The following is a 26517-nucleotide window of genomic DNA, read 5'->3' as shown; positions in this document are numbered from 1 at the left end:
GCACCTGCCTTCGTTCGCGACCGCGAGGCTCGCAGAACCGGCTCACTCCTCGCGCTCACGCGCGCCGCCAGGCGCGGCCCTCACGGGCCAGCATCTCGTCGGCGGCCCGGGGGCCCCACTCGCCGGCCCGGTACGGCTCCGGGGTGGTGCCCGCCCACGCGTGCTCCAGCGGGTCCACCACCTGCCAGCTCTGCTCGACCTCGGCGGCGTCGGGGAAGAGCGTGCGGTCGCCGATCAGCACGTCCAGCACGAGCCGCTCGTACGCCTCGGGGCTGGCCTCGGTGAACGCCTCGCCGTACTGGAAGTCCATGGCGATGTCGCGGACCTCCATCGTGGTGCCGGGCACCTTGGAGCCGAACTTGAGCACCACGCCCTCATCCGGCTGCACCCGGATGACGAGCTGGTTGTTGCCCAGCGACTCCATGTCGGCCTCGTTGAATGGCAGGTGCGGCGCCCGCTTGAACATGATGGCGACCTCGGTGACGCGCCGCGGTAGCCGCTTGCCGGCCCGGATGTAGAACGGCACCTCCGCCCAGCGGCGGTTCTGGATGCCGAGCCGGACGGCCACGTAGGTCTCCGTGGTGGAGTCCTCCGGGACGCCCTCCTCCTCCAGGTACCCGACGGCGCGCTCGCCGCCCACCCAGCCGGGCAGGTACTGGCCGCGTACGGTGCCCTCGGCGACGTCCTTGGGCAGGGTGATCGCCCGGAGCACCTTGAGCTTCTCCGTGCGGATCTCGTCGGCGTCGAAGCTCGTCGGCTCCTCCATCGCCACCAGCGCCAGCAGCTGGAGCAGGTGGTTCTGGAACACGTCGCGGGCCGCGCCGGCCGAGTCGTAGAAGCCGGCGCGGGTGCCGATGCCGACGTCCTCGGCCATGGTGATCTGCACCGAGTCGACGTACTTGGAGTTCCACAGCGGCTCGAACAGGTTGTTGGCGAACCGCAGGGCGAGGATGTTCTGGACGGTCTCCTTGCCCAGGTAGTGGTCGATGCGGAAGACGTCCTTGCGGGTGAAGACGTCGTCGACCAGGTCGTTGAGCGCCTTCGCCGACGGCAGGTCGTGCCCGAAGGGCTTCTCCACCACCACCCGGCGCCAGCCGCCGGACTTGGCGTTGTCGGCCATCCCGGTGCGGGCCAGCTGCTTGAGGACCACGGGGAACGCCGCCGGGGGGATGGAGAAGTAGAAGGCGGCGTTGCCCGGGATGCCGTGCGTCTGGCGCAGCTCGTCCAGCATCTCGGAGAGGTGGTCGAACGCGGCGTCGTCGTCGAACGAGCCGCCGACGAACTTGATGTTGCCCGCCAGGCGCGCCCACACCTCCTCCCGCCAGGGGGTGCGGGCGTGCTTCTTTGCCGCCTCGTGGGCGAGCGACTCGAAGTCCCCGTCGCCCCAGTCCCGGCGGGCGAAGCCGAGCACGGCGAAGCCCGGGGGCAGCAGCCCCCGGTTCGCCAGGTCGTACACGGCCGGGAGGAGCTTCTTGCGGGCCAGGTCACCGGTGACGCCGAAGATCACCAGAGCGCACGACTCCGGGATCCTCGGCAGCCGGCGGTCCTGCGGGTCGCGCAGCGGGTTCACACCGCCTCCTCGCTCCGCGTCGTCCATGGTCCTCATCGTCACGCCCGCAACGCCCCGGCCGCATCGAGCAGCTGGGCCACGCCCGCCGACCGGTCGGTCAGGTGCAGCCGGACCACCGGGCGCTCCCGCTCGGCCAGGGCCTGCCGGTCGCCGGCGGCCTGCGCCGCCTGCAACTCGCCGAAGGTGTACGGCCGCCCCGGCACCGGCAGGTCGTCGACGACCGCGCCGGTGAGCTGGAGGTAGCTGCCGACCTGCGGACCGCCCTTGTGGTACTGGCCGGTGGAGTGCAGGAACCGCGGGCCCCAACCGAAGGTGACGGGACGGCCGGCGGCGCCGGCCAGCAGCGGCCGCAGCCGGGCCGCGTCGGCGTCGGCGAACCGGTCGAGGTACGCCATCACCGCGAGGTAGCCGTCGTCGCCCGCCCCGTCGATCAGCAGGCGCAGCACGCCGGCCAGGTCGCCCGGGGCGCCCTGCGGCGCGTACACCTCGATCGCGCCCTCGGTGAACGACGGCGTCTCCGCCGGCGGACCCGAGGCGAGGATCCGGTTGGTGTTCTCCTTGCTCTCGGTGACGTTGGGCTGGTTGAACGGGTCGATGCCCAGCACCACGCCGGCGATCGCGGTGGCGTACTCCCAGGCCAGGAACTGCGCGCCGAGCGGGCCGTTGACCGCCACGTCGGCGTCGACGCCGCCGGCCGGGACGGCGCCGGCGGGCAGCGCGCCGCCGTAGGTCACGGTGAGCACGTCGTCGCCGGCGGCGCCGGGGCTCTGCGGCGACTCCACGACGACCGGCAGGATGCCGACGCCGGCCTTGCCGGTGGACTCGGCGATGAGCTGCTCCGCCCAGTCGCCGAGGCCCTCGATGCCGGTGCCGTCGGAGATCAGGGCGACCTTGTCCCGGCCCATGGTGGCCGCGGCCCCGAGCGCCGCGCCGAGCGCCAGGCCCGGGTTGTCGCGGTCCCCGCCCAGCGACCGCGCCAGCGCGTCGGCCTGGTCGAGCAGCTCGCCCACCTCGACGCCGGCCAGCGCCGACGGGACCAGCCCGAACGCGGTCAGCGCGGAGTAGCGGCCGCCGACGTTCGGGTCGGCGAGCACCGTGAAGGCACCCATCTCGGCGGCGGTCTGCTCCAGGGGCGAACCCGGGTCGGTGACGACCACGAAGTGCCGGCCGGCCTCCGCCTCGGTCATCCCCGCGTCGAGGAACGCCTGCCAGTAGGCCCGGCGGTGGCTGTCGGTCTCGACCGTCGAGCCGGACTTGCTGGCCACCACCACCACGGTGCGCTCCAGCCGGTCGGCCAGCGCCGCCCGGACCTGTCCCGGGTCGGTGGTGTCGAGCACCGTCAGCTGCTTGCCGAGGGTGCGGGCGATGACCTCGGGGGCCAGCGACGAGCCGCCCATCCCGGCGAGCACCACGTGGTCCAGGTCGGCCAGCTCCGCCTTCAGCTCGGCGAGCTGGGGGAGCAGCTCCCGGCTGCGCAGGTGGGTGTCCACCCAGCCGAGGCGGATCTTCGCCTCGGCCTCGGCGTCCGGGCCCCACAGGGTCGGGTCCTTCGCGGCCAGCTTGCCCGGCACGCCGGCACCGACCAGCGCCTCCCGGGTGGAGGCGGGCGCCGACTTGTCGACGGTGTCGGCCCCGTGCACGGAGAGCCCGGCGGCGGCCTCGACCGCCCCGGCCAGCAGGTCACTCACGCGTTACCTCCCGCCTGCTGCGCGGCCTGCGCGTTGCCCTTCGCGGCGTCGCCCGGGTGCCCGGCGCCCCGGCCCGCGGCCGACAGCGACTTGCGGACGCCGTCGAGCAGTTCCTGCCAGCTCGTCTCGAACTTCTCCACGCCCTCGCGCTCCAGGGTCTCGATCACGTCGGCCACGTCGATCCCGACCGACTCCAGGTCCGCGAAGACCTTGCGGGCCTCGTCGTACGAGCCGGTGATGGTGTCGCCGCGGGTCTCGCCGTGGTCGGCGTACGCGTGCACGACCGGCTCCGGCATGGTGTTGACCGTGCCGGGGGCGATCAGCTCCTCGACGTAGATGACGTCCCGGTAGTCCGGGTTCTTGGTCGAGGTGGAGGCCCACAGCGGCCGCTGCGGGTGGGCGCCGGCGTCGGCGAGCGCCTGCCACCGGTCGGAGGAGAACACCTCGCCGTAGCGCTCGTACGCCAGCTTGGCGTTGGCGACGGCGGCCTTGCCGCGCAGCGCCTTGGCCTCGTCGGAGCCGAGCTTCTCCAGGCGCTTGTCGATCTCGCTGTCGACGCGGGAGACGAAGAACGAGGCGACCGAGCCGATCTTCGACAGGTCGTGGCCGTTGGCCTTGGCCTTCTCGAGACCGGCCAGGAACGCCTCCATCACCTGCGAGTAGCGCTCCAGCCCGAAGATCAGCGTGACGTTGACGCTGATCCCCTCGGCCAGGGTGGCGGTGATGGCCGGCAGGCCGGCCTCGGTGGCCGGGATCTTGATGAAGAGATTGGGCCGGTCGACCAGCCACCACAGCGCCTTGGCCTCGGCGACCGTCCTGTCGGTCTCGTGGGCCAGCCGCGGGTCCACCTCGATGGAGACCCGGCCGTCGACGCCGCCGCTGCCCTCGTACGACGGGCGCATCACGTCGCACGCCCACCGCACGTCGTACGTGGTGAGCATGCGTACGGCCTCCTCGACCTCCACGCCACGGGCGGCGAGGTCGCGCAGTTGCCAGTCGTACTCGTCGGCGTCGCTCAGCGCCTTGGCGAAGATCGTCGGGTTGGTGGTCACCCCGGCCACGTGCTTCTCCCGGCGGAGCTGGTCCAGCCCGCCGGAGGACAGCCGTACCCGGGAAAGGTCGTCGAGCCAGACCGCCACGCCTGCGGCGGTGAGTTCACTAAGCCTGTCCGTCATGCCGTCCACGCTCCCCTCAGTTGCCGGTCGTGAAACCGGTGATGTCGCCCATCCGGGTCAGCGCCGCGTGCGCGGCGGCCACGATCCGGTCGGGGGTGAAGCCGAACTGCTCGAAGAGCACGGAGTGCGGGGCGCTCGCGCCGTAGTGCTCCAGGCTCACGCTCTCGCCGCAGTCGCCGACGATGCCGTGCCAGGACATGGCGATGCCCGCCTCCACGCTCACCCGTGCCTTTACCCCGCGCGGCAGTACCGACTCCCGGTACGCCTCGTCCTGCTCGAAGAACCACTCCTGGCAGGGCATCGAGACGACCCGGGTGGGGGTGCCGTCGGCCTCCAGCCGCTCGCGGGCGGTGAGGCAGAGCTGCACCTCGGAGCCGGTGCCGATGAGGATCACCTGCGGCTTGCCGTTGGACGCCTCCGCCAGCACGTAGCCGCCCTTGGTCACGCCCTCCGCGCCGGCCAGGGCCGAGCGGTCCATCGTCGGCAGCGCCTGCCGGCTCAGCGCCAGCGCCGTCGGCCGGTCGGTGTGCTCCAGGGCCTGCCGCCAGGCCCAGACCGTCTCGTTGGCGTCGGCCGGCCGGACCACGTCCAGGCCGGGGATGGCGCGCAGCGCGGTCAGGTGCTCCACCGGCTGGTGCGTGGGGCCGTCCTCGCCGAGGCCGATCGAGTCGTGCGTCCAGACGTAGACCACCGGCAGCTTCATCAGCGCGGCGAGGCGCACCGCCGGGCGCATGTAGTCGCTGAACACCAGGAAGGTGCCGCCGTACGGGCGGGTGCCGCCGTGCAGCGCGATGCCGTTGAGGATCGCACCCATGGCGTGCTCACGGATGCCGAAGTGCAGCGTGCGGCCGTACTCGTGGCCGGGGAAGCCCTTGGTGGCGTGGACGGCGGGGACGAAGGACGGCTCGCCCTTCATGGTGGTGTTGTTGCTCTCCGCCAGGTCGGCCGAGCCACCCCACAGCTCCGGCAGCACTCCGGCGAGCGCCTCCAGGACCTTGCCGGAGGCGGCCCGGGTGGCGACGCCCTTGGCGTCGGCCGGGAACTCCGGCAGCGCCTCGGTCCAGCCGCTCGGCAGGATCCGCCCGGCCATCCGGTCGTAGAGCGCGTGACGCTCCGGGTTGGCCTTCGCCCAGCCGTCGAACGCCGTGGTCCACTCCTGCTGGGCCCGGGCGCCGCGCTCCATCACCGTGCGGGCGTGGCCGAGCATCTCCTCGTCGACCTCGAAGGTCCGCGCCGGGTCGAAGCCGAGGAGCTTCTTGGTGGCGGCCACCTCGTCGCCGCCCAGCGCCGAACCGTGGATCTTGCCGGTGTTCTTCTTGTTGGGCGCGGGCCAGCCGATGATGGTGCGCAGCGCGATGAAGGAGGGGCGGCCGGTCTCGGCCTTCGCCGCCAGCAGCGCCCGGTGCAGGGCCTCGACGTCCTCGTGGTAGTCGCCCTGGTCGGCGTCGCCGGCGCGCCAGTCGACGGTCTGCACGTGCCAGCCGTACGCCTCGTAACGGGCCGCGACGTCCTCGCTCTTGGCGATCCGGGTGTCGTCCTCGATCGAGATCTCGTTGTCGTCGTAGATCACCGTGAGGTTGCCGAGCTGCTGGTGCCCGGCGAGCGCGCTCGCCTCGTGGCTGATGCCCTCCTCGATGTCGCCGTCGGAGACGATGCACCAGATGTCGTGGTCGAAGACCGACCGGCCCGGCTCGGCCTCCGGGTCGAACAGGCCGCGCTCGCGGCGAGCGGCCATCGCCATGCCGACCGCGTTGCCGAGGCCCTGCCCGAGCGGCCCGGTGGTGGTCTCCACGCCGGGGGTGTGCCCGTGCTCGGGGTGGCCCGGGGTCAGCGAGCCCCACTGCCGCAGCGACTCCAGGTCCTGCAGGGCCAGCGGGTAGCCGGAGAGGAAGAGCTGGATGTAGAGGGTGAGGCTGGAGTGGCCCGCGGAGAGCACGAAGCGGTCCCGGCCGGGCCAGTTCGGGTCGGCCGGGTTATGGCGCATGACCCGGTTGAAGAGCAGGTAGGCCGCGGGCGCGAGGCTCATCGCGGTGCCCGGGTGGCCGTTGCCGGATTTCTCCACGGCGTCCATGGCCAGTACGCGGACGGTGTCGACGGCCCGGCGGTCGAGGTCGGACCAGTTGAGTGCGGGGTGCTCAGATCGGTTGGCAGCCACGATGGTTGTGCTCCTCGGCAGATGGGCGGAACCCTCAGTGATGACCCTATCGAGCGGTCCTAAACGTCCGCCCAGGGATCTCTGCATGCCGGTCTGTACTGGTCGGCACCGCTGACCGGTACCGGCCCGACGGTGTGACGGCCCGCACCGTTGTCGGGTCGCCCGGGCAGCCAAAACGACGACGCGTAGTCTGTGGTGCGGTGTGTGGCCCCACCCGGGTCCGGCCGATCCGACCTCCCCTGCCGACGCCGGAAGGTGGCAATCCGTGAGCATGATCACCGAGCGCCCCGTCAGCAACTCTGCCGGGCAGCCGCCGGTGCGGACCACGGTGGAGACGTCGGCGGTGGCCCGCCGGGACGTCCGCGCGGTGGTCTCGGCCTACGTGACGCTGACCAAGCCGCGGATCGTGGAGCTGCTCCTCGTCACCACGGTTCCGGCGATGATGCTCGCGGACGGCGGGATGCCGTCGCTCTGGCTGGTGGCCGTGGTGCTGGTCGGCGGCTCGCTCGCGGCCGGCGCGGCCAGCGTCATCAACTGCTACATCGACCGCGACATCGACCAGCTGATGCGGCGCACCAAGCGTCGCCCGCTGCCGGCGCACACCGTGACGCCGCGCAACGCGCTGATCTTCGGGCTGGTGCTGGCGGCGGTGTCGGTCGCGATGATGGCGGCGTTCACCAACCTGCTGGCCGCCGGGCTCACGCTGGCCGCGATCGTCTACTACGACGTCGTCTACACCCTCTGGCTCAAGCGCACCACGACGGCGAACACGTTCTGGGGCGGGGCCTGCGGGGCGGCGCCGGTGCTGATCGGCTGGGCGGCGGTGACCGGGACGCTCGCCCCGGCCGCGTGGGCGCTGTTCGCGGTGGTCTTCTTCTGGCAGATGCCGCACTTCTACCCGCTGGCGATGAAGTACAAGGACGACTACGCCCGGGCCGGCATCCCGATGCTGCCGGTGGTGGCCTCCACCCGGCGGGTGAACGCCGAGATCATCGGCTTCGCCTGGCTGACCGTGGCGTCCTCGCTGGCCGTGTGGCCGCTGGGGATGAGCCTGATCTACGGCGTTCCCGCCGTGGTGGTGGGCGCGATCTTCGTGGTGGAGGCGCACAAGCTGGCCCGCCGGGTCGCGCGGGGGCAGGCCGTCAAGCCGATGCGGCTGTTCCACTGGTCGACCACCTACCTGACCATCCTCTTCGCCGCCGTCGCGCTCGACGCCCTTATCTGACCGGACCGCGGCGCGCCGCCCCGACCGCGGCGCGCCGCCCCGACCGCGGCGCGCCGCCCCGACCGGGCCGCGCCGGCCCCCTGACGGGGCCGCGCCGCGCCGCGCCGGGTCCGCTTGCGGATCGTGGGTCGGGTCCGGCCGCCGCTGCCGTACCGCAAAGTCATTGTTGTGTATGCCTTGTCCGGGTTTCCCGTCACATCGGTGACACCGTTCGCATCGGTCCTGAACCGCTTCGGATGCCCCGGGCCGGGCCGGTTCGGGACGACGTTTTGGCATGATAAGTAGGGATGATCAGGGCATATCGTCTGTGGTTCTCCTTAAACCTGCGGGTAATTGGCATCACAAAAGGTTCATGGTTCTCGCCCGCCCGGGTGGAAGTCTGCTTACGCTTCGCGTCATGGCAGATGGTTCCGATACGACGCTGACGGCCGAGCAGACCCCCGGGCACGCCCCGCAGGGCCTGGTCGCGGGCATCAAGTCGTTCGCCGCCGGTCACGGCGGGGCGAAGGCGGTCATCGAGTACGTCGGCAAGCGTGGCGCGCGCATCGTCCTCGTGGGTGAGGACGGGGTGTGGGGCGACCAGTTCGCCGACGACACCGTCGTGGCGCGGCAGGCCTGCGCGACGGCGGGAGTCACCGTCGAGAACGCCTGGGAGCGTGAACTGATGGACCAGATGCGTCCGAGCAACGACCTCTGGCGGTCGATGGCCCGGCGCACGATGGCCCGTTGACATAAATTGACCGACCACCACCAGTCGACCCGGGGGAAACCCCGGGTCGCTCTCATAACCTGTGCCGATCTGCCGGACCTCGACCCCGACGACCGGCTGCTGCTCGACCCGCTGGTCCGCCGCGGGGTGACCGCCGACGTGCTGGACTGGGCCGACCCGGGCGCCGACTGGCCCGCGTACGACCTGGCGGTGCTCCGCTCGCCGTGGGACTACGCGCTGCGGCGCGACGAGTTCGTCGCCTGGGCGTCGCGGGTTCCCGCCCTGGCCAACCCGGCGGACGTCGTGCGCTGGAACACCGACAAGCGGTACCTGGCCGAGCTGTCCGCGGCGGGGGTGCCGACCGTGCCGACGTCCTGGGTCGCGCCGGGGGAGGACTGGCAGCCGCCCGCCGCCCACGGCGAGTACGTCGTCAAGCCGGCCGTCAGCGCGGGCAGCCAGGACACCGGCCGCTACGACCTGGCCGATCCGTACCACCGGGAACTGGCCGTGGCGCACGTGCGGCGGCTGTCGGACGCCGGGCGGCTGGCCATGGTGCAGCCGTACCTCGACGCCGTCGACACGGCCGGCGAGACGGCCCTGCTCTTCCTGGCCGGCCCGGACGGCCCGACGTTCAGCCACGCGATCCGCAAGGGGCCGATGCTGACCGGCCCGGACCTCGGGGTCGACGGGCTGCACCGGCCCGAGGAGATCACCGCCCGCACCGCGACCGCCGCGCAGTTGGCGGTGGCCGACCGGGCCCTCGCGGCGGTGCCCGGCGGGTCGGGGCGCCTGCTCTACGCCCGGGTGGACCTCATCCCGGGCCCGGACGGCGCGCCGGTCCTGGTGGAACTGGAGCTGACCGAGCCGTCGCTGTTCCTCGGCCACGCCGACGGGGCCGCCGACCGGCTGGCCGACGCGATCCTGCTCCACCTGGGTCGCGCCGCCGGCTGACCGGCCCGCCAGGTGCGCGGCCGGACGGGCCGGGGAGCGCTCAGGCGGCGACCGGGACGGCCCGGTCGACGGCGTCCGGGGCCGGCGACGGCGCGACCGGGCGGCGCTCGCGGGTGGACCACTGCACCGACAGGGTGGCCAGCAGGACCAGGCAGGAGCCCAGCATGTGCGCGCCCACCAGCAGCGCCGGCAGGTTGGTGAAGTACTGCACGAAGCCGATCAGGCCCTGACCCAGCTCGACGGCGACGAGCACCAGCGCGGCCCGCGCGGCCCGCTGCGCGCCGACCGCGCGGAAGGCGAAGACCAGCGCCACGGACAGGCCGATGAGCAGGAAGACGCTGTCGGCGTGCACCTGGGAGATCGTCTCGGGGTCGAGCCCGTTGCGGGCGGCGCCCTGGTCGCCCGCGTGCGGGCCGCTGCCCGTCACCCAGGTGCCGATCACCAGCACCGCCGCGCTGACCACGGTGGTGAGCGCGGTGAGGGTCCGCAGCGGGGCCGGCACGACGGCCACCGGCGGGCCCGCCGGGTCCTTGATCCGCCGCCACAGGGCGTACGCGGCCGCGATCACCAGCATCGAGGCGAGGAAGTGCAGGCCGACCACCCACGGGTTGAGGTTGGTGAGCACGGTGATCCCGCCGACGACCGCCTGGGCCGGGATGCCGAAGAGCACCGCGACCGCGAGCGGGATCAGCTCCCGCCGACGGGGGCGGTGCAGCAGCACGGCCACCAGCACCGCCAGCGCGATGATGCCGACCGCGAAGGTGAGCAGGCGGTTGCCGAACTCGATCACCCCGTGCACGCCCATCTCGGAGGTCGTGACGTACGAGTCGTCGGTGCACCGGGGCCAGGTCGGGCAGCCGAGGCCCGACGCGGTGAGCCGGACGGCCCCGCCGGTGACGACGATGCCCACGTTCGCGATGATCGAGGCGAGCGCGAGACGGCGCAGCAGGGCGGTGGAGACCGGGAACCGGACGGATCGCTTCACGGCGCAAATCCTACGCACCGTAGTGGAGCACGATCGGGTGACTCCGCCCGTGCGGTGGTTCGGATCACCGGGACCCGGTTTGCGGGCCTCGGCCGAATTACGTAACGTTGGCGTTGTGAAATACGTGGCGGGGCTCTCCGGGGACCGGCCGACGGCCACCACCCCGGCCGCCGGCCGGTCCGCGTCCGTCGCGGACCTCTCCACCCGCGACCGGGTCACCCAGCTGCTGCTGGAGCGCGGCGCGACCACCGCCGCGCAGCTCGGCTCGGCGCTCGGGCTCAGCCCGGCCGCGATCCGCCGGCACCTCGACGCGATGCTCGCCGACGGCGACGTGCTCGCCCGCGAGCAGACCGTCCGGGGTCACCGCGGCCGCGGCCGGCCGGCGAAGGTCTTCCTGCTGACCGACGCGGCCCGGGTCCGCTGCGGCACCCACCACTACGACAACATGGCCACCGCCGCGCTGCGCTGGATCTCCCGCAACGGCGGCGCCGAGGCGGTCGAGGCGTTCGCGGCCGACCAGGTCGCCGCGCTGGAGGCCCGCTGCCGGGCCGCCATGGAGGACGCCGGCGACGACCCGCTCGCGCGGGCCGAGGCACTCGCCGGAGCGCTGACCGCCGAGGGCTACGCTGCGAACGCGTCCACGATCGCCTCCGGCGGCCAGCTCTGTCAGCACCACTGCCCGGTGGCGCACGTGGCCGCCGAGTTCCCCCAGCTGTGCGAGGCCGAGACCGCGGTCATCTCCCGCCTGGTCGGCACCCACGTGCAGCGCCTGGCCACCATCGCCCACGGCGACGGGGTGTGCACCACGCACATCCCCACCCAGCCGGGGCGTGCCCGTTCCGGTAAGACCGTCACCACTGTGAGGACAGATAGATGACCGAGCAGATCGTCCAGCCCCTGACGCAGGAAGAGCAGCTCGCCGCCCTGGGTCGCTACGAGTACGGCTGGGCCGACCCCGACGTCGCCGGGGCGGTCGCCCAGCGCGGCCTCGACGAGGCGGTGGTGCGGGACATCTCGGCCAAGAAGAACGAGCCGGCCTGGATGCTCGACCTGCGACTGAAGGGCCTGCGGCTGTTCGGCCGCAAGCCGATGCCCGCCTGGGGCGCCGACCTCACGGGGATCGACTTCGACAACATCAAGTACTTCGTGCGGTCCACCGAGAAGCAGGCCACCAGCTGGGAGGACCTGCCGGAGGACATCAAGAACACCTACGACCGGCTGGGCATCCCCGAGGCGGAGAAGCAGCGCCTGGTCGCGGGCGTCGCGGCGCAGTACGAGTCCGAGGTCGTCTACCACAAGATCCGTGAGGACCTCGAGGAGCAGGGTGTCATCTTCCTGGACACCGACACCGCGCTGCGCGAGCACGAGGACGTCTTCAAGGAGTACTTCGGCACGGTGATCCCGGTCGGCGACAACAAGTTCGCCGCGCTGAACACGTCCGTGTGGTCCGGCGGCTCGTTCATCTACGTGCCGAAGGGCGTGCACGTGGAGATCCCGTTGCAGGCCTACTTCCGGATCAACACGGAGAACATGGGCCAGTTCGAGCGCACGCTGATCATCGTCGACGAGGGCGCGTACGTGCACTACGTCGAGGGCTGCACCGCGCCGCTGTACTCCTCCGACTCGCTGCACAGCGCCGTCGTGGAGATCATCGTCAAGAAGAACGCCCGGTGCCGCTACACGACCATCCAGAACTGGTCGAACAACGTCTACAACCTGGTCACCAAGCGGGCCGTGTGCCACGAGGGCGCGACCATGGAGTGGGTCGACGGCAACATCGGCTCCAAGGTCACCATGAAGTACCCGGCGGTCTACATGACCGGCGAGCACGCCAAGGGCGAGGTGCTCTCGGTGGCCATGGCGGGCGAGGGGCAGCACCAGGACGCGGGCGCCAAGATGGTGCACGCCGCGCCGCACACCTCCTCCACCATCATCTCCAAGTCGATCGCCCGGGGCGGCGGCCGCACGTCGTACCGGGGCCTGGTCCAGGTGCTGGAGGGCTCGCACAGCAGCCGGAGCACGGTCAAGTGCGACGCGCTGCTGGTCGACACCATCTCCCGCTCGGACACCTACCCGTACGTCGACATCCGCGAGGACGACGTGTCGATGGGGCACGAGGCGACCGTCTCCAAGATCAGCGACGACCAGCTCTTCTACCTGATGAGCCGTGGTCTGAGCGAGGACGAGGCGATGGCGATGATCGTGCGCGGCTTCATCGAGCCGATCGCCAAGGAACTCCCGATGGAGTACGCCCTGGAACTCAACCGCCTGATCGAGCTCCAGATGGAGGGCGCGGTCGGCTGACGCCGGCCCGCCGGCGGGCCGCGCGAACGCCGACCCGTTGCGGGGCCGCCGGACGCCGACCCCTCTGGCCGGGCCGCGCGAACACCGACCGACCCTCCAGTTAATGACACCGTCGTCGTAGAACAGACCAAGGAAGAGATGACTACCCAGGCTTCCGCGCCGCCCAGCACCAAGTCGCAGGCGCTCCGCTCGTACGACGTCGCCGACTTCCCGGCCCTCACGGGCCTGGAGGAGGAGTGGCGCTTCACCCCGCTCAAGCGGCTGCGCGGGCTTACCGGCGAGGCGCAGACCGCCACCGGCACGGTCCGTCACGAGTACGGCGACCTGCCCGAGGGCGTCACCGTCGAGCGGATCGGCTCCGACGACCCGCGGGTGGGCAGCGTGCTCACCCCGGTCGACCGGGTCAGCGCGCTGGCCTACGGCGGGGCCGGGCAGGCGCTGCTGGTGCAGGTCGCCCGCGACGCCGTGGTGGCCGAGCCGGTGAGCCTGCGGGTGGTCGGCGAGGGCGCCGAGGGCATCGCCTTCGGGCACACCTTCGTCGAGGTGGGCCGCTTCGCCGAGGTGACCCTGGTGCTGGAGCACGTCGGCTCGGCCACGCTGGCCGACAACGTCGAGGTGGCGGTGGCCGACGGGGCGAAGCTGACCCTGGTCACCGTCGCCGACTGGGCCGGCGACGCCGTGCAGGCCCAGCACCTGAGGGTCCGACTGGGCCGCGACGCCAAGGTGGTGCACGTCCAGGTCTCCCTCGGCGGCGACCTGGTGCGGCAGTACACCTCGGTGGAGTACACCGAGCGGGGCGGCGAGGCCGAGCTGTACGGCCTCTACTTCGCCGACTCGGGCCAGCACCTGGAGCACCGCCAGCTGGTCGACCACACCGTGCCGGACTGCCGCAGCTACGTCGGCTACCGGGGCGCCCTGCAGGGTGAGAGCGCGCGCACCGTCTGGGTGGGCGACGTGCTGATCCGCGCCGAGGCGACCGGCACCGACACGTACGAGATCAACCGGAACCTGCTGCTGACCGACGGCGCGCGGGCGGACTCCGTACCCAATCTGGAGATCGAGACCGGCGAGATCGCCGGCGCCGGGCACGCGAGCGCGACCGGGCGCTTCGACGACGAGCAGCTGTTCTACCTGATGGCCCGGGGCATCCCGGAGGCCGAGGCGCGGCGCCTGGTGGTCCGCGGCTTCTTCGCGGAGCTGATCAACAAGATCCCGGTCGAGGAGCTGCGCGAGCGGCTGGGCGACGCCATCGAGGCCCGGCTGACCAAGGTCGGCGCCTGATGATCCGCCTCTGCTCCACCGAGGACGTGCCGAAGGGCACCGTGATCAGCGCGGACGTCGACGGCACCCCGATCGCGCTGGTGCACGGCGAGGACGGCGTCTTCTACGCCGCCTACGACGAGTGCTCGCACGCCTCGGTCGCCCTCTCCGAGGGGGAGGTCTCCGGCTGCACGCTGGAATGCTGGCTGCACGGATCCCGTTTCGACCTGAGGACCGGCGAGCCGACCGGGCTGCCCGCCACCGAACCCGTTCCCGTCTATCCCGTCGAAGTCCGAGACGGCGACATCTACGTCAGTCTCACGCCGAGCAATGGAGTGACCCGATAATGAGCACCCTGGAGATCCGCGACCTGAAGGTGTCGGTCAAGCTGCCCGAGGGTGAGCTCAAGCCGATCCTGGCCGGTGTCGACCTGACCGTCCGCTCGGGCGAGACCCACGCGATCATGGGCCCGAACGGCTCCGGCAAGTCCACCCTGGCCTACTCGATCGCCGGCCACCCGAAGTACGAGATCACCGGCGGCTCGGTGACCCTCGACGGCGAGGACGTGCTGGCCCTGTCCGTGGACGAGCGGGCCCGCGCCGGCCTCTTCCTGGCCATGCAATACCCGGTCGAGGTCCCCGGCGTCTCGGTGGCGAACTTCCTGCGTACCGCCAAGACCGCCATCGACGGCCAGGCGCCCAAGCTGCGCACCTGGGGTGGCGAGCTGCGCGGGGCCATGGAGCGCCTCCAGATGGACCCGGCGTTCGCCCAGCGCAACGTCAACGAGGGCTTCTCCGGCGGTGAGAAGAAGCGGCACGAGATCGTGCAGCTGGAGCTGCTCAAGCCGAAGATCGCGATCCTCGACGAGACCGACTCCGGCCTCGACGTGGACGCGCTGCGCGTGGTCAGCGAGGGCGTGAACCGGGTCCGCGACAACGGCGACACCGGCATGCTGCTGATCACCCACTACACGCGGATCCTGCGCTACATCAAGCCGGACTTCGTGCACGTCTTCGTCGCCGGCCGGATCGTCGAGCAGGGCGGCCCGGAGCTGGCCGACAAGCTCGAGGAAGAGGGCTACGAGCGGTACGCCGCCGGGGCCGGCGCGGCGCGGGCCTGAGTCCTCTCGGAAGAATGGGTGGGCCGGTCGACATGACTTCCATCGCGATCCCGTCGGGGATGCCGCAGTACGACGACGTGCCGCGTTACGACGTGGCGGCGGTGCGCGCCGACTTCCCGATCCTCGACCGGGAGGTCAACGGGCACCGGCTGGTCTACCTCGACAGCGCCAACACCTCGCACAAGCCGCGGCAGGTGCTCGACGTGCTCGGCGAGCACTACGCGATGCACAACGCCAACGTGTCCCGCTCGGTGCACACCCTGGGCACCGAGGCCACCGAGGCGTACGAGGGCGCGCGGGCGAAGATCGCCGCGTTCATCAACGCGCCGAGCGTGGACGAGGTGGTGTTCACGAAGAACTCCACCGAGGCGATCAACATCGTGGCGTACGCCTTCTCCAACGCCTCGCTGCGGCCCGACGCCGACCCGCGCTTCCGGCTCGGCCCCGGCGACGAGGTGGTGATCTCCGAGATGGAGCACCACTCGAACATCGTGCCGTGGCAGCTGCTCTGTGAGCGTACCGGCGCGACCCTGCGCTGGTTCCCGGTCACCGACCAGGGGCGCCTGGACGAGTCGGGGCTTCAGGACCTGGTCACCGAGCGGACGAAGATCGTCTCGCTGGTGCACATGTCCAACATCCTCGGCACGGTCAACGCCACCTCGCGGATCACCGAGCGGGTCCGCGAGGTGGGGGCGCTGCTGCTGCTCGACTGCTCTCAGTCGGTGCCGCACATGCCGATGGACGTGGTCGACTACGACGCCGACTTCATCGTCTTCACGGGGCACAAGATGTGCGGCCCGACCGGCATCGGGGTGCTCTGGGGTCGGGGCGAGCTGCTGGCGGCGATGCCACCGGTGCTGGGCGGCGGATCGATGATCGAGACGGTCACCATGGCCCGCTCGACGTTCGCCGCGCCGCCGGCCCGGTTCGAGGCGGGCACCCCGCCGATCGCCGAGGCGGTCGCGCTCGGCGCGGCCGTCGACTACCTCACCGGCATCGGGATGCAGGCCATCCAGTGGCACGAGAAGGAGCTGACGGCGTACGCGCTGGACGCCCTCGCCACGGTGCCCGGCCTGCGGATCTTCGGGCCGACCGTGCCGGTGGGCCGGGGCGGCACGATCTCGTTCGCCCTCGGCGACATCCACCCGCACGACGTCGGGCAGGTGCTCGACTCGCTCGGCGTGCAGGTGCGCGTCGGCCACCACTGCGCCAAGCCGGTGTGCACCCGGTTCGGCGTGCCGGCGATGACGCGGGCCTCGTTCTACCTCTACACCACCACCGCGGAGATCGACGCCCTGGTGGCGGGCCTGGAGCAGGTGCGGAAGGTGTTCGAGTGAAGCGGCGACGCAGGAGCCCGCGGATCGACGGGAGTTCAGCCTGATGCAGCTTGAATCTCTTTACCAGGAGATCATCCTGGACCACTACAAGCACCCGCACGGTCGCGGCCTGCGCGACCCGGACGCCTCGGGCGCCCGGGTCGCCGAGGCGCACCATGTCAACCCGACCTGCGGTGACGAGGTCACCGTACGGGTGGCCACCGACGGCGACGTGCTGCACGACGTCTCGTACGACGGCATGGGCTGCTCGATCAGCCAGGCGTCGGCGAGCGTGCTGCACGAACTGCTGGTGGGCCGGGGCACGGGCGACGCGTTCCGGGTGCACGAGGCGTTCGTCGAGTTGATGTCCGGCCGTGGCCAGGTCACGCCGGACGAGGACGTGCTCGGTGACGGGGTCGCGTTCGCGGGCGTCGCCCGCTACCCCGCCCGGGTCAAGTGCGCGCTGTTGCCGTGGATGGCGTTCAAGGACGCCGCGGCACGCGCCGGTGTGGGCGTGAGCCCGACGGAGGTTGAGGCATGAGCAGCGAGGACACCGCCACCGCGGCGACCCCGGCGACCGGGGGCGCCACCGCCCCGGCCGCGGACGCCGCCGCACCGGCGACGAACGGCGCGTCGGCCGCCGGGGGCAGGGCCGCCGTCGCCGACATCGAGGAGGCGATGAAGGACGTCGTCGACCCCGAGCTGGGCATCAACGTGGTCGACCTCGGCCTGTTGTACGGCGTGCACGTCGGCGACGACAACGTCGCCACCCTGGACATGACGCTGACCTCGGCGGCGTGCCCGCTGACCGACGTGATCGAGGACCAGACCCGGCAGGCGTTGACCACCGGCCCGGGTGGCGGTCTGGTCGACGACATCCGGATCAACTGGGTGTGGCTGCCGCCGTGGGGGCCCGACAAGATCACCGACGAGGGGCGCGACCAGCTCCGCTCCCTCGGCTTCAACGTCTGACCGGCCCGGCGCCGGTCCCCGTCGAGCGCGTCGCCCCCACGGGGCGGCGCGCTCGACCCGTACTGCGGAATTCGCTGGCGGGGTGGCCGGGCGGGACCGAGGATGAGCGGGTGATCGAGACGTACCCGACGAAGACCGTCCCCGTCGCCGCGGCCACCGCCGCGCGCCGACAGTGGACGTCGTCCGGTCGCGTCCCGGTCCGCAGCCGACCGTCGTGACCGGCGCGTTCCTGGCCGGCCTGGTCGCCGGCTACGGCGTCGCCATCCCGGTCGGCGCGATCGCGGTGCTCATCCTCGGGCTCAGCGCCCGCACCTCGTTCCGGGTCGGCGCCGCCGCCGCGTTCGGGGTGGCCACCGCCGACGGGCTCTACGCCGCCGTGGCGGCCCTCGGCGGGGCCGCCGTCGCCGGGCTCGTCGCCCCGGTCGCCGGGCCGCTGCGGCTGGCCGCCGCGCTGGTGCTGCTCGTCATCGCCGGCCACGGCGCCTGGCGTGCGCTGCGTCCCCGCCCCGCGACCCGGGCCGCCGCCGGTCGCGGGGCCCTGGACACCCCGGCCCGTGCCTTCGCCGGCGTGCTCGCGCTGACCCTGCTGAACCCCGCGACCGTGGTCTACTTCGCCGCGCTCGTGCTGGGCCGCGCGGACCGCGCCGAGCCGGATCCGCTCGCCGCCGGCCTCTTCGTGCTCGGCGCGTTCGTCGCCTCGGCGAGCTGGCAGCTGGTGATCGCCGGCGGAGGCAGCCTGGTCGGCCGGGTGCTGACCGGCCCGCGCGGCCGGCTGGTGACCGCACTGCTCTCCAGCGCGATCATCGTCGCCCTGGCCGTGGCGATGCTGCTGCGCGGTTGAGCCCGGGCCGGTCGCCGCTGCCCGGCTGAGCCCGGGCCGGCCGCCGCTGCCCGGCTGAGCCCGGGCCGGCCGCCGCTGCCCGGCTGGGCGGCGGCCCGCCGCCGCGCGTCCACCCACCCGTGGCGTAGGTTCGGCGTATGAGCAGCCGACCCGCAGCCGGAGGCGGCCGGTGGGTCGAGGTGGACCCGGCCCGGGTGGCCCGCTGGGTGGAGGGCTTCGCCGACCGGCACGGCCCGCCCACCGCCACCGTCGAGGCGTACGGGCTGCTGCTCGCCGCCGCGGACGGCGCGACCGCCGAGCTGCACACCCCGCCCGGCGCGCCCGCCGCCTCCGACCTGCCCGGCTTCGTGGCCGCCGCGGCCGCGCCCCGCCGGATCGGCCTGCTGCTCGCCCGGAAGGGCGCGGTGGCCCTCGGCGTGGCGGCGGGGGAGAAGCTGGTCGTCTCCAAGGTGGACACCCGCTACGTGCAGGGGCGCACCGCCGCCGGGGGCTGGTCGCAGCAGCGCTTCGCCCGGCGGCGCGACAACCAGGCGAAGGCGGCGCTGGGCGACGCCGCCGAGCTGGCCGTACGGCTGCTGCTGCCGGAGGCGTCGTCCCTGCGTGCGGTGGTCTGCGGCGGCGACCGGCGGGCGGTGGACACCGTGCTGGCCGACCGGCGGCTCGCCCCGCTGGCGGCGTTGCGCGCGGAGCGGCTGCTGGACGTGCCCGAGCCCCGCCACGCCGTGCTCGTCGGCGCGGTCGCGGCGGCCCGGGCGGTCCGGATCCTGGTGCGCGATCCCGCCCCGTCCTGACCCGGCGCACTAGGCTGGGCGCGACGGTCGGGGAGGGAGCCAGGATGGCGGAGACGGCGGCGGCCGACGTCGCCGTGGTCGGGGTCGTCGACTCCCACGACGATGCGGTCGGGGAGAGCCTGGGTGACCGGATCCGACGGCTGCGCCTGGCCCGGGGCCTGACCCAGCAGCAGGTCGTCGGCTCCCGTTACACCCGCGCCTACCTGGGTGCCGTGGAGTCGGGTGCCCGGATGCCGAGCCCCGAGGCGCTGGCCCACTTCGCCGACCGCCTCGGGCTGGCGGTGGACGACCTGCGCCACGGCCGGCCGGCGAACGCCGCCGCCCAGCTCGCCGCCGAGCAGGCGGCGGCCCGCCGGGACCTCTCCGCCGGTCGGTTGGACGCCGCCGAGCGGGCGTTGACCGGGATACGCCGCCGCGCGGAGCGCTACCGACTGTCCGAGCTGGCCGGTTGGGCCGGATACCACCTGGCGGAGGCCCAACTGCACCGTGGGCGCACCGAGGACGCGGCCGCCCGGTACGACGAGCTGGCAGGGGACCTGCCCGACGACTGCCCGGCGCTGCGCGCGGCGGTGCTGGCCCGGCAGGCGTACTGCCTGCTGGTCGCCGGGGACGCGCCGCGGGCGGTGGCGATCCTGGAGGGCGGCCTGCGGGCCCTGCGGGCGGCGCCGCCGGTGGACGCCGACGCCGAGCTGCGGCTGACCAACGCGTTGATGTACACGTTCCTCGAGCTGAGCTGGCGGGAGCGGGCCCGGCGGTTGGAGCGGGAGGTGACGCCCCTGCTCACCCGGGCGACCAACCGGGAGTGGGTGGCGCAGTTCCACGCCGTCGCCGGGCAGTTGCGGCGCGACGGCGAGCTGGACGAGGCGGACCGGCACCTGCGGGAGGCCGTCCGTCGCTACACCGAGCTGGGGCTCACCCGGGAGATCGGCCTGTGCCACTGGGCCCGGGGCTACGTGCTGCTGCGGGCCGGGCGGCCGGGGGAGGCGGGGACGCCGCTGCGGCGCGCCCGGGAGACGCTGGGCGACGTCGGCGCGGTGCTCGACCACGCCGGGGCGACGCTGGAGCTGGCCGAGGCCCGCCGGCGCGAGGGCGCGCTGGACGAGGCGGCCGAGCTGGCCGAGGAGGCGGCCGGGGCGGCGACCGCCAGCGACCACCGCGAGATCATGGCCGAGGCCGACCGGGTACGCGGGCTGGTGCGGGCCGCCCAGGGCGACGGCGAGCGGGCGCGGCGGCTGCTGCTGCGGGCGGTCGACCGGTACGAGCGGGCCGGCCTGATGGGCGACGTGGTGATCACCTGCCGCCACCTGGCGGAGCTGTTGCTGGCCCGGGCGGAGCGGGACGAGGCGGCGGCGGTGCTGCGCCGCGGCCTGCGTGCGGCGGAGCGGCTGTCGTGAGCCAGCCGGAGCCGGACGGGGCGGACACGGCGACGAGCGGGCTGGGCGCGCGGGTGCAGCGGCTGCGCGCGCAACGGGGGCTCACGCAGCGCGCCCTGGCCGAGCCCCGCTACACCGCGGCGTACGTCTCCGCCGTGGAGAGCGGTCGCCGGGTGCCCTCGGGCGACGCCGTCGCCCACTTCGCCGAGCGGCTCGGTGTCACGCCCTCGGACCTGACCACCGGCCGCTCGCCGGCCGAGGTGGTGCGCCTGGGGCTGCGCCTGGCCGAGGCCGACCTGGCCGGCTCCGTCGACGAGACGGCCGCCATCTGCCGCGAGGTGGCCGGGGCCGCCGCCGACCTGGCGGAGCCGGTGCTGGAAGCCCGGGCCCGGCTCGGCCTCGCGGGCGTGGCGCTGCGCCGCGACGAACCCGGTACCGCGTCGGCCCAGCTCGACCGGGCGGAGGCCCTCCTGGCGGGGGCGGCGCCGCACGTACGCGCCGAGGCGGCGGCCGGCCGCGCCGGGCTGGCGTACCACGACGGTGACCCGCGCTACGCCCGCTACCTGCTCACCGAGGCCCGCGACGCGCTGCTGCGCGACGGGTACCCGGATCCGTCGGTCCTGCTGATCCTGCACGCCGAGCTGGTGCGCTGCCACGTCGCCCTCGGCGACGAGGAAGCGGCGGCGGGGGCCGCCACGCAGGCCCTGGCCCTGGCGGTGCTCCCCGCGCCGGCCCGGGTCGCCGGCCTGCACCTGAGCGTTGCGGCCTCGCTGCTCGCGTCGGGGCGGACGACGGAGGCCGCCGTCGCCGCCGAGCAGGCTCGCCAGGCGGCCCGGCAGGTCGCCCTGCGGTGGCTGCTGGCGTGCTGTCACCGGGCCCGGGGGCAGGGGCGCCGGGGAGCCGGCGACCTGGCCGGCGCGCTGGCCGACCTGGCGGGGGCCCACGCGGTGCTGATGGACGCCGGGCAGCCGGCGCTGGCCCGCGAGGTGGGGGTGGAGCTGGCGGAGGTGTACCACGCGCTGGGCCAGCCGGGGCGGGCCGACGCACTGTTGCGCGACGCCGTCGACCTCGGCGGCGATCCGGTGGTGGCGGCCCGCGCCGAGCGGGTGCGTGGCCTGCTGCGCGACGACGACGGCGACCGGGCCGGTGCCGAGCGGCACCTGCGGGCGGCGCTCGCCGGCTACCGGGCTGCCGGGCGGCGCCGGGAGCTGGCAGCGGTCGTCCTGCTGCTGGCCGACCTGATGCGGGGGTGGGACCGCCCCGACGACGCGCTCGATCTGCTCCGCGAGGGGCTGCACCAGGTGGAGCAGCTCGGCGAGCGGGTCGAAGTGCCGCGCGCCACGGCCTGAGCCCCCGGCGACGGGTACGCCGCCGGGGGCCCTCGGCCGGGCCGTCGGGCCGGCCCGCCCGTGGACCGGTCACCCGTCGGCCATACCTCGGCGGGGCGGGCGACCGGTGCGTACCCGTGGCGTCAGTCCCGGGCCCAGAGCGCGGGCGCGTTCGGCGGTTCCCAGCCGGGCTGGGCGGTGTGCGCCTGCCGACAGCGGTAACCGACACCGCCGTAGGTGACCCGGGCCCCGACCGGGTACGCGGTGCCGGCCGCCCAGGTGCCACCGGGGGCGGTGCCGGTCGGGGTGGGGGTGGGACCCGGGGTCACGCTGAGGACGAAGTCGAAACTCGCCTCCCGGACGCCGTTCACCGTGCGCACCGTCATCAGCAGCGCGGGGTCGAAGAGCGTGTCCGTGCTGTTGCGGGGTTCGCCGGGGAAGTACAGCTGGGTGGTGAGCACCGGCTGGTTCGGCGCCTGCGCCTTGACGTGGATGTGCCGTGTCCGTCCGGGATAGAGGCCCGGCACGATCGTGCTGAGCCGGTACGCGCCCGACGCGTCGGTGAACTGGTGGCCACGTAGCCGGTAGCCGACGTTGTCGTAGCCGCCGTTGGCGTCGGCCTGCCAGAAGTCCAGCAGCACGTCGGGCAGCGGCCGGCAGTCCAGCCCGAAGACGTGCCCGGTGACGGTGAGTCGGGTGCCGACCGTACCGGCCTCGACGAGCGAGGAGCGGCGTGGTGAGTTCGGCTTGAAGTAGGGACCCTCCATCTGCGGCGGCGTCGGGTCGTCGCCGTCGTCGCAGTACGGGGTGAGGGGCGGCGCCGACACGGGGTCGGCCGTCCTCGCGCCCACCGCCCGCGCGGCGCCGGCGACGAGGAACGGGGCGGGCAGGGCGAGCGCCGCCGCCCGCAGCACGCTCTTGCGTGTCACGCCGCTGTGGGGGCGGGCACCGTCTGGCTCCCGTGCGCCGCTGGCTGCACCGTTCATGAGCGTTCCTCCTGGTGGGGGCGGGTATCGGGGCCCGGCCGGCCCGGGAGGTCCCTGGCACACCCGGGCCGGCCGGGCCGGCGACCCGACGCTATTGACGGACGTCGGGGTGCGTCGATGTGTCAGCCGGCGGGATCGTGGTGTTTTCCGCCGTGCCGGCGGAACGCGCCGGGGGAGTCGCCGGCCTCCCGGCGGAAGAAGCGGCAGAAGTAGGCGGGGTCGGCGAAGCCGAGCCGGTCGGCGATCGCGGCCACGGTGAGGTCGGTGCGGGTCAGCAGGCGCTTCGCCTCCAGGACCCGGGCCCGGCGGATCAGCCGGGCGGGGGTGGTGCCGGTGGCCAGCGGGACCGCGTCGTTGAGGTGGCGCACCGACACGCCGATGCGGCGGGCGTACGCGCGGGGAGGCTCGCCGACGAGATCCGGTTCGCCGAGCAACTCCTCGAAGCGGCGGGCGATCGCGGCGGCGCGCTGGTTGCGGGTGCCCGGCTCGGGCGGCGGGCCGGGCGGCGGGCCCGTGGGCCGGGACCGGCGCACCTCGGTGAGCAGGAGGTGCAGGTAGGCGCGCAGGGTGCTCGTCCGGCTCGGCCCACCCCGGCGGTACTCGGCCGTCGTCCACCGCATCAGGGTGGCGATCCGCCTCGCCTGCGCGTCGTCGCGCGGGCGCCAGGAGCGGTGCCCCGAGCGGCGCAGCGCGTCGCGGTCGGCCGGGAAGGTCAGCAGGAACTCGGCGGCGCAGAGCAGTACGTGCCCGCGCAGGTCGCGCTGGTCCTGCCAGTGGTGCACCTGGCCGGGCGTGACGACGAACAGGTGCGGCGGTCGAACCGGGTGGGCGTCGAGGTCGATGACGTGGGTGGCCCGCCCGTGGGTCACGTACACCAGCTCGTAGAAGGCGTGCCGGTGCGGGAAGTCGGCGCGGGAGAGCGGGCCGATCTCCTCGAAGGAGCCGACGGCGAAGGGCAGCTCGTCCGGGGCGGGTACCGCCAGGTCGTGCCGGGGCAGCGCCGGCGACGGGCCGGGCGCGGGCGCCGGCGCGGGGGAGCGGGTGGCCGGCCCGGGGGCCACGGCGGGTCGTGCGGGGACGGTCCAGGTCCGGCGGTCGTACGGGCGCGGCGGGGACACGGGCGGCTCCGTTCGCAATGGAGGGACGGGATGACGATCGATCGCTGCCTGTATTGACGGCGTCGGATGTCTAACCTACGGTGAGGGCAACACAGTTAACAACATTTGTTGTTGTGTCTGTAGCGCATCGGCGCGATCCCGCCGTTTGGCACTCGCGTGCCTGATCAGGCGGGCTCGATCTGACCCTCCACATCGTTCTGACCGCGAGGAGACCCCCATGCTCCGACGACCAGCCACCGTGGTGGCAACTACCCTGAGTGCTGCCGCTCTGGTGCTGACCGTGGCCCTGGCCACCCAGGCCGGCGCCGACACCGCCCCCACCTCCGCCGCGCCGGCCGCCGGCCCCGACGGCGTCGCGCCCGAGATGTTCGCCGCCCTGCAGCGGGACCTTCGGCTGACCCCGGCCCAGGCCCGCGCCCGCCTCGAGGTCGACGAGCACGCCAGCCGGGTGCAGCAGGTGCTGGGGGCCACCCTCGGCGCCGGCTACGGCGGCACCTGGGTCGCCGACGGGGGAGCCGCCGTGGCGGTCGGCGTCACCCGCGCCGCCGACGCCGCACGGGTCCGCGCCCTCGGCGCAGTCCCCGTCCCCGTCACGTACGGCGAGGACGCCCTCGACGGCGCGGTCGACCGGCTGAACCGCAGGGCCGCCGCCGCGCCGCAGGCCGTCGTCGGCTGGTACGCAGACCTTCCCGGCAACTCCGTCGTGCTGCTGGCCCGCGACGGCGGCTCGGCCGCGGCCCGGGCCTTCGCCGCCGCCGCGGGGGTGCCGGCCGGCGCGGTGCGGGTCCAGGCCAGCACCGAGAACCCGAGGCCGTACGCCGACGTGATCGGTGGCAACGCCTACTACACCGGCAGCAGCCGGTGCTCGATCGGGTTCTCCGTCGACGGGGGCTTCGTCACCGCCGGGCACTGCGGCCGGACCGGCGCCCGCACCTCGCAGCCGGGTGGCACCGTGCGCGGCTCCACCTTCCCGGGCCGCGACTACGCCTGGGTGCAGGTGGACGCCGGGAACACCCCGCGCGGGCTGGTGAACGACTACCGCGGCGGGACGGTCCAGGTGGCGGGCAGCGTCGAGGCCGCCGTGGGGGCGGCGGTCTGCCGGTCCGGCTCCACCACCGGCTGGCGCTGCGGCACCATCCAGCAGAAGAACGCCTCGGTGACCTACCCGGAGGGCACCGTCACCGGGCTGACCCGCAGCAACGCCTGCGCCGAGCCGGGCGACTCCGGCGGCTCGTGGATCTCCGGCGACCAGGCGCAGGGGGTCACCTCGGGCGGCTCCGGCAACTGCACCTCCGGCGCAACCATGTACTTCCAGCCGGTCAATGCGATCCTGGCCGCGTACGGGCTGACCCTCGTCACCGCCGGCGGCCCCGCGCCGACCCCCACGCCCACCTCGACGGGCAACCCGCCCGGCGGCACGACCTGGCAGGCCGGCACCGGGTACGCCGCCGGCGCGACGGTGACCTACGCGGGCGTGTCCTACCGCTGCCTGCAGGGACACACCGCCCAACCGGGCTGGGAGCCGCCGAACGTGCCGGCGCTCTGGCAGCGGGTCTGACCGCCGCCGCCCCGTACGCGTACGCCATGGGCCCGGTCACCGACCGGGCCCGTGGCGTCGTCCGTCAGGACGGGGTTCTGCGTGTTCAGAGGCTGCCGCGGAACGTGTCGCAGGACTTCGGGTCGCCGGTGGAGTAGCCCCGGGTGAACCACTCCTTGCGCTGGGCGGAGGAGCCGTGGGTGAACTCGTCGGGATTGACCGGCCGGTTGGCCCGCTCCGAGATGGCGTCGTCGCCGATCTTCTCGGCGGCGTCGATGGCCTGCTGGATGTCCTGCTCGCTGATGCTGGTGAAGATCTTCTGGCCGCTCGCGTCGGCGGTGCCGGTGGCGTTCTTGGCCCAGGCGCCCGCGTAGCAGTCGGCCTGCAACTCCAGCTTCACCGAGAGCGCGTTCGCGCTGTCCGGGTCGCGCTGCTGCTGGCGGCGCATCTGGGCCTCGGTGCCGAGGAGGTCCTGCACGTGGTGGCCGTACTCGTGGGCGAGCACGTACGGCTGGGCGAACTCGCCGGCGGCGCCGAGCTGCTGGGCGAGCACCCGGTAGAAGGTCAGGTCGATGTAGACCTGGTCGTCGGCGGGGCAGTAGAACGGGCCGACGCCGGAGTCGGCCTGCCCGCAGGCGGTGCTGACGCCCTGGCTGAAGAACACCGTGCGCGACGGGCGGTACTGCTCGCCGAACGCCTCGGGCAGGGCCTTCTGCCAGTACGCCTGGATGGAGTTGACGTAGAGCGTGTTGCGGCAGTCGAGCTGCTGGAGCGCGTCCTCGGCCGAGCACTTCTGTTCCAGCGACGCGTTGTCGCCCTGCGGCTCGTCGCCGCCGTTCGTGGCCGCGTTCAGGCCGAAGCCGCCGCCGACGAGCGCGACGAGCACGGCGATGACCAGGCCGACGATGCCGCCCCGGCCGCCGCCGATCGGGATGGGGATGCCTCCCAGCCCGCCGCCTCCGCCGGATCCTCGCCGGTCGTCCACCTGGCTGGTGTCGATCCGCGCGTTCTCGTTCAGCTCCATGTCAACCCCGATCACCCGATTTGATCCGTTTTGGTGGTTGCGGTACCGGACCGGGTCCGGACGGCGTTCCGGTACCCGATGATCTTGAT

The 26517-nt window shown here is 73.5% G+C and carries 24 protein-coding genes; 16 read left to right on the top strand and 8 right to left on the bottom strand.

What is annotated here, in order from left to right; translation table 11 throughout:
- Window positions 1-55: 55 nt before the first annotated feature.
- Genes zwf through tkt form a run of 4 tightly spaced genes read right to left on the bottom strand, consistent with a single transcriptional unit; the run spans window position 56 to window position 6588 of the window.
- The gene (gene zwf / locus AC5L34_RS13020) at window positions 56-1597 is read right to left on the bottom strand and encodes a glucose-6-phosphate dehydrogenase (protein WP_374208799.1); all 1542 of its coding nucleotides are present in this window, start codon (window positions 1595-1597) and stop codon (window positions 56-58) included.
- 11 nt (window positions 1598-1608) lie between these two features.
- A complete protein-coding gene (locus tag AC5L34_RS13015) occupies window positions 1609-3258 on the bottom strand; it encodes a phosphoglucose isomerase-related protein (protein ID WP_441174724.1) in 1650 nt (549 codons plus the stop codon).
- Window positions 3255-4433 carry a transaldolase gene (gene tal, locus AC5L34_RS13010; RefSeq protein WP_101411662.1) on the bottom strand — a complete coding sequence of 393 codons (1179 nt, stop codon included), beginning with the start codon at window positions 4431-4433 and terminating at the stop codon, window positions 3255-3257. Before tal ends, AC5L34_RS13015 begins: the two co-directional genes overlap by 4 nt.
- Window positions 4434-4449: 16 nt before the next feature.
- On the bottom strand, window positions 4450-6588 hold the full coding sequence (gene tkt, locus AC5L34_RS13005; RefSeq protein WP_441174723.1) for a transketolase: 2139 nt from the start codon (window positions 6586-6588) through the stop codon (window positions 4450-4452).
- Window positions 6589-6853: 265 nt separating this feature from the next.
- Between tkt and AC5L34_RS13000 the strand changes: the two genes are divergently transcribed.
- The 3 genes from AC5L34_RS13000 to AC5L34_RS12990 all read left to right on the top strand — a co-directional run bounded on the left by AC5L34_RS13000 (window position 6854) and on the right by AC5L34_RS12990 (window position 9473).
- Window positions 6854-7813 (top strand): heme o synthase, encoded by a 960-nt coding sequence (locus tag AC5L34_RS13000; RefSeq protein ID WP_441174722.1) that lies wholly within the window; start codon window positions 6854-6856, stop codon window positions 7811-7813.
- A gap of 397 nt (window positions 7814-8210) precedes the next feature.
- Window positions 8211-8543 (top strand): hypothetical protein, encoded by a 333-nt coding sequence (locus AC5L34_RS12995; protein WP_088999368.1) that lies wholly within the window; start codon window positions 8211-8213, stop codon window positions 8541-8543.
- Window positions 8544-8549: 6 nt separating this feature from the next.
- Window positions 8550-9473: an ATP-grasp domain-containing protein gene (locus AC5L34_RS12990; RefSeq protein WP_441174721.1), complete on the top strand. Its 924-nt coding sequence runs from the start codon at window positions 8550-8552 to the stop codon at window positions 9471-9473.
- 40 nt (window positions 9474-9513) lie between these two features.
- On the opposite strand, the gene AC5L34_RS12985 is transcribed toward AC5L34_RS12990, so the two are convergent.
- A complete protein-coding gene (locus AC5L34_RS12985) occupies window positions 9514-10476 on the bottom strand; it encodes a COX15/CtaA family protein (protein WP_441174719.1) in 963 nt (320 codons plus the stop codon).
- A 97-nt stretch (window positions 10477-10573) separates the two neighbouring features.
- On the opposite strand from AC5L34_RS12985, the gene AC5L34_RS12980 reads away from it, so the two are divergent.
- The 12 genes from AC5L34_RS12980 (at window position 10574) to AC5L34_RS12925 (ending at window position 21784) form a co-directional block, all read left to right on the top strand.
- The gene (locus AC5L34_RS12980) at window positions 10574-11335 is read left to right on the top strand and encodes a helix-turn-helix transcriptional regulator (protein WP_441174717.1); all 762 of its coding nucleotides are present in this window, start codon (window positions 10574-10576) and stop codon (window positions 11333-11335) included.
- Window positions 11332-12762, top strand: coding sequence for a Fe-S cluster assembly protein SufB (gene sufB / locus AC5L34_RS12975; RefSeq protein WP_441174716.1), 1431 nt, complete (start codon window positions 11332-11334; stop codon window positions 12760-12762). Before AC5L34_RS12980 ends, sufB begins: the two co-directional genes overlap by 4 nt.
- A gap of 138 nt (window positions 12763-12900) precedes the next feature.
- Window positions 12901-14043 (top strand): Fe-S cluster assembly protein SufD, encoded by a 1143-nt coding sequence (gene sufD, locus AC5L34_RS12970; protein WP_441174715.1) that lies wholly within the window; start codon window positions 12901-12903, stop codon window positions 14041-14043.
- Window positions 14043-14369, top strand: a complete 327-nt coding sequence (locus tag AC5L34_RS12965) for a non-heme iron oxygenase ferredoxin subunit (protein ID WP_494825057.1) — start codon at window positions 14043-14045, stop codon at window positions 14367-14369. The genes sufD and AC5L34_RS12965 overlap by 1 nt, the downstream gene beginning before the upstream one ends.
- Entirely contained in the window at window positions 14369-15142 is a 774-nt protein-coding gene (gene sufC / locus AC5L34_RS12960; RefSeq protein ID WP_088999375.1) for a Fe-S cluster assembly ATPase SufC, read from the top strand. Before AC5L34_RS12965 ends, sufC begins: the two co-directional genes overlap by 1 nt.
- A gap of 32 nt (window positions 15143-15174) precedes the next feature.
- Entirely contained in the window at window positions 15175-16479 is a 1305-nt protein-coding gene (locus AC5L34_RS12955; RefSeq protein WP_441174712.1) for a cysteine desulfurase, read from the top strand.
- A gap of 43 nt (window positions 16480-16522) precedes the next feature.
- Window positions 16523-16999, top strand: a complete 477-nt coding sequence (gene sufU / locus AC5L34_RS12950; protein WP_494825055.1) for a Fe-S cluster assembly sulfur transfer protein SufU — start codon at window positions 16523-16525, stop codon at window positions 16997-16999.
- Window positions 16996-17430 (top strand): metal-sulfur cluster assembly factor, encoded by a 435-nt coding sequence (locus AC5L34_RS12945; RefSeq protein ID WP_494825054.1) that lies wholly within the window; start codon window positions 16996-16998, stop codon window positions 17428-17430. Before sufU ends, AC5L34_RS12945 begins: the two co-directional genes overlap by 4 nt.
- A gap of 214 nt (window positions 17431-17644) precedes the next feature.
- Window positions 17645-18271, top strand: a complete 627-nt coding sequence (locus tag AC5L34_RS12940) for a LysE family transporter (RefSeq protein WP_441174707.1) — start codon at window positions 17645-17647, stop codon at window positions 18269-18271.
- Window positions 18272-18408: 137 nt separating this feature from the next.
- Window positions 18409-19062: an acVLRF1 family peptidyl-tRNA hydrolase gene (locus AC5L34_RS12935; RefSeq protein WP_441174706.1), complete on the top strand. Its 654-nt coding sequence runs from the start codon at window positions 18409-18411 to the stop codon at window positions 19060-19062.
- A gap of 44 nt (window positions 19063-19106) precedes the next feature.
- On the top strand, window positions 19107-20456 hold the full coding sequence (locus AC5L34_RS12930; protein WP_494825052.1) for a helix-turn-helix domain-containing protein: 1350 nt from the start codon (window positions 19107-19109) through the stop codon (window positions 20454-20456).
- The gene (locus tag AC5L34_RS12925) at window positions 20453-21784 is read left to right on the top strand and encodes a helix-turn-helix domain-containing protein (protein ID WP_494825050.1); all 1332 of its coding nucleotides are present in this window, start codon (window positions 20453-20455) and stop codon (window positions 21782-21784) included. Before AC5L34_RS12930 ends, AC5L34_RS12925 begins: the two co-directional genes overlap by 4 nt.
- A 122-nt stretch (window positions 21785-21906) precedes the next feature.
- Here the strand turns inward: AC5L34_RS12925 and AC5L34_RS12920 are convergent, their stop codons facing one another.
- Both AC5L34_RS12920 and AC5L34_RS12915 read right to left on the bottom strand, forming a co-directional pair.
- Window positions 21907-22692, bottom strand: a complete 786-nt coding sequence (locus AC5L34_RS12920; RefSeq protein WP_441174702.1) for a dioxygenase family protein — start codon at window positions 22690-22692, stop codon at window positions 21907-21909.
- Between the two features lie 179 nt (window positions 22693-22871).
- Entirely contained in the window at window positions 22872-23867 is a 996-nt protein-coding gene (locus tag AC5L34_RS12915; RefSeq protein WP_494825048.1) for a helix-turn-helix domain-containing protein, read from the bottom strand.
- A 217-nt stretch (window positions 23868-24084) separates the two neighbouring features.
- Here AC5L34_RS12915 and AC5L34_RS12910 point away from each other — a divergent pair, with 217 nt between their 5' ends.
- Entirely contained in the window at window positions 24085-25425 is a 1341-nt protein-coding gene (locus AC5L34_RS12910) for a carbohydrate-binding protein (RefSeq protein ID WP_494825046.1), read from the top strand.
- 85 nt (window positions 25426-25510) lie between these two features.
- On the opposite strand, the gene ypfJ is transcribed toward AC5L34_RS12910, so the two are convergent.
- A complete protein-coding gene (ypfJ, locus tag AC5L34_RS12905; RefSeq protein WP_441175129.1) occupies window positions 25511-26428 on the bottom strand; it encodes a KPN_02809 family neutral zinc metallopeptidase in 918 nt (305 codons plus the stop codon).
- Window positions 26429-26517 lie beyond the last annotated feature (89 nt).

It is taken from the genome of Micromonospora sp. ZG13 (genome assembly GCF_059359355.1).
Note: the sequence above shows the minus strand (reverse complement) of the source record. Positions and strands in the feature narration are given on the sequence as shown.

Coding starts and splice junctions, on each gene's coding strand:
- AC5L34_RS12955 (WP_441174712.1), top strand. CDS start 15,175: ATGACTTCCATCGCGATCCCGTCGGGGATGCCGCAGTACGACGACGTG.
- ypfJ (WP_441175129.1), bottom strand. CDS start 26,428: ATGGAGCTGAACGAGAACGCGCGGATCGACACCAGCCAGGTGGACGAC.
- sufD (WP_441174715.1), top strand. CDS start 12,901: ATGACTACCCAGGCTTCCGCGCCGCCCAGCACCAAGTCGCAGGCGCTC.
- AC5L34_RS12995 (WP_088999368.1), top strand. CDS start 8,211: ATGGCAGATGGTTCCGATACGACGCTGACGGCCGAGCAGACCCCCGGG.
- tal (WP_101411662.1), bottom strand. CDS start 4,433: ATGACGGACAGGCTTAGTGAACTCACCGCCGCAGGCGTGGCGGTCTGG.
- sufB (WP_441174716.1), top strand. CDS start 11,332: ATGACCGAGCAGATCGTCCAGCCCCTGACGCAGGAAGAGCAGCTCGCC.
- zwf (WP_374208799.1), bottom strand. CDS start 1,597: ATGGACGACGCGGAGCGAGGAGGCGGTGTGAACCCGCTGCGCGACCCG.
- AC5L34_RS12965 (WP_494825057.1), top strand. CDS start 14,043: ATGATCCGCCTCTGCTCCACCGAGGACGTGCCGAAGGGCACCGTGATC.
- sufC (WP_088999375.1), top strand. CDS start 14,369: ATGAGCACCCTGGAGATCCGCGACCTGAAGGTGTCGGTCAAGCTGCCC.
- AC5L34_RS12910 (WP_494825046.1), top strand. CDS start 24,085: ATGCTCCGACGACCAGCCACCGTGGTGGCAACTACCCTGAGTGCTGCC.
- sufU (WP_494825055.1), top strand. CDS start 16,523: ATGCAGCTTGAATCTCTTTACCAGGAGATCATCCTGGACCACTACAAG.
- AC5L34_RS12945 (WP_494825054.1), top strand. CDS start 16,996: ATGAGCAGCGAGGACACCGCCACCGCGGCGACCCCGGCGACCGGGGGC.
- AC5L34_RS12935 (WP_441174706.1), top strand. CDS start 18,409: ATGAGCAGCCGACCCGCAGCCGGAGGCGGCCGGTGGGTCGAGGTGGAC.
- AC5L34_RS12930 (WP_494825052.1), top strand. CDS start 19,107: ATGGCGGAGACGGCGGCGGCCGACGTCGCCGTGGTCGGGGTCGTCGAC.